Annotated in this window: 1 tRNA gene and 2 rRNA genes (1 of these 3 cut by a window edge); all 3 read right to left on the reverse strand. The window is 54.4% G+C overall.

The features are described 5' to 3' along the window. Nucleotides 1–212: 212 nt before the first annotated feature. Nucleotides 213–289, reverse strand: a tRNA-Met gene (locus SLT36_RS02705). Between the two features lie 169 nt (nucleotides 290–458). Next, a 5S ribosomal RNA gene (gene rrf / locus SLT36_RS02710) occupies nucleotides 459–573 on the reverse strand. 100 nt (nucleotides 574–673) lie between these two features. Continuing rightward, nucleotides 674–2,500: ribosomal RNA gene (locus SLT36_RS02715) — 23S ribosomal RNA — on the reverse strand (it continues 985 nt past the right edge of the window).

Here is a 2,500-nt window from a genome sequence, read left to right on the forward strand (position 1 = left end):
AGATCGGGCAGTCAGTGGGTTCCAGATAGCAAAAGGCCCGCCGTGGTTTTCACCTTGGCGGGCTTTTATTGTTGGTTGCGGGGACAGGATTTGGCTTTTTGTCCCGCGTCGTCGGCTTTGCCTTCTGGCGGGCCCCTGATGCAGGTTCACCTCGACCGTCACCTGCGTCCAAATACCAAAACAGCCCAGACAAGCTGGGCTGTTTTGGTATTTGGTTGCGGGGACAGGATTTGAACCTGTGACCTTCAGGTTATGAGCCTGACGAGCTACCGGGCTGCTCCACCCCGCGCCACCGGACTTTTGCGACAGGCAAAATGTCCTTTTTCAACGTTTTCAGACTTTTGCGACAGGCAAAATGTCTTTTGTCTGGCTTTTGCCAAAGGAAAGGGCCGCTTACGCGGCCCGTCTACCCGTTGGCGGGCCTTTTGTATCGAGAAGATTTAACATGCGCTTGGCAGACCTGGCAGCGACTTACTCTCCCGCGTCTTGAGACGAAGTACCATCAGCGCTGGAGCGTTTCACGGCCGAGTTCGGAATGGGATCGGGTGCAGCCGCTCCGCCATAACCACCAGGTCGGCAAAGCGCATGTTAATCGAGAAGCTGTTTTTGTGCTTTTGTCGCATTTCGTGACGATCCCTTTGGGATCGCACTGCGATGAACATAAGGAATGAGAACGATCAAGCCTATCGAACTATTAGTACCGGTAAGCTTCATGCGTTGCCGCACTTCCACACCCGGCCTATCAACGTGGTCGTCTTCCACGGTTCTCAGGGAATACTCGTTTTAAGGTGGGTTTCCCGCTTAGATGCCTTCAGCGGTTATCCCGTCCGGATATAGCTACCCTGCTATGCGGCTGGCGCCACAACAGGTCCACCAGAGATCCGTCCATCCCGGTCCTCTCGTACTAGGGACAGATCCTTTCAATATTCCTACACCCACGGCAGATAGGGACCGAACTGTCTCACGACGTTCTGAACCCAACTCACGTACCGCTTTAAATGGCGAACAGCCATACCCTTGGGACCTGCTCCAGCCCCAGGATGCGATGAGTCGACATCGAGGTGCCAAACAACCCCGTCGATATGGACTCTTGGGGGTCATCAGCCTGTTATCCCCGGCGTACCTTTTATCCGTTGAGCGATGGCCCTTCCACACGGGACCACCGGATCACTATGACCGACTTTCGTCTCTGCTCGACTTGTCAGTCTCGCAGTCAGGCGGGCTTATGCCATTGCACTCGACGACCGATTTCCGACCGGTCTGAGCCCACCATCGCGCGCCTCCGTTACTCTTTAGGAGGCGACCGCCCCAGTCAAACTACCCACCATACATTGTCCCGGACCCGGATAACGGGCCGCGGTTAGACATCCATAGAGATAAGGGTGGTATTTCAAGGGTGGCTCCACCAAGGCTGGCGCCCTGGCTTCAAAGCCTACCACCTATCCTACACATGCCACTACGAATGCCAATGTAAAGCTATAGTAAAGGTGCACGGGGTCTTTCCGTCTAACCGCAGGAACCCCGCATCTTCACGGGGAATTCAATTTCACTGAGTCTATGCTGGAGACAGCGGGGAAGTCGTTACGCCATTCGTGCAGGTCGGAACTTACCCGACAAGGAATTTCGCTACCTTAGGACCGTTATAGTTACGGCCGCCGTTTACTGGGGCTTCGATTCAAAGCTTGCACCTCTCCTCTTAACCTTCCAGCACCGGGCAGGCGTCAGACCCTATACGTCGTCTTGCGACTTCGCAGAGCCCTGTGTTTTTGATAAACAGTCGCTACCCCCTGGTCTGTGCCACCCTCACCCTGCTTGCGCAGGAAAGGGTCACGCTTCTTCCGAAGTTACGCGTGCAATTTGCCGAGTTCCTTCAGCATAGTTCTCTCAAGCGCCTTGGTATACTCTACCAGTCCACCAGTGTCGGTTTCGGGTACGGTCTATAAGGAGGAGCTATTTCCTGGAACCACTCCGCTGCAGGGATCAATCCAATAAGACCCCACAACATACGTGATCCGTCACTTCCTCCAGGCCCACGAATATTAACGTGGTTCCCATCGTCTACGCATTTCTGCCTCGACTTAGGGGCCGGCTAACCCTGCTCAGATTAGCTTTAAGCAGGAACCCTTGGACTTTCGGCGGGGGTGTCTCTCACACCCCTTACGTTACTCATGTCAGCATTCGCACTTCTGATACCTCCACCGCCCCTCACAGGTACGGCTTCGTCAGCTTACAGAACGCTCCGCTACCGCTTGCAGCAAGCTGCAAACCCTAAGCTTCGGTGTATGGCTTTAGCCCCGGTACATTTTCGGCGCAAAGACCCTTATTTAGACCAGTGAGCTGTTACGCTTTCTTTAAATGATGGCTGCTTCTAAGCCAACATCCTGGTTGTTTTGGGATCCTCACATCCTTTCCCACTTAGCCATAACTTGGGGACCTTAGCTGTAGGTCAGGGTTGTTTCCCTTTTCACGACGGACGTTAGCACCCGCCGTGTGTCTGCCG

The sequence above is a fragment of the Aminobacter sp. BA135 genome, assembly GCF_050859125.1.
Lineage (GTDB): Bacteria > Pseudomonadota > Alphaproteobacteria > Rhizobiales > Rhizobiaceae > Aminobacter > Aminobacter ciceronei.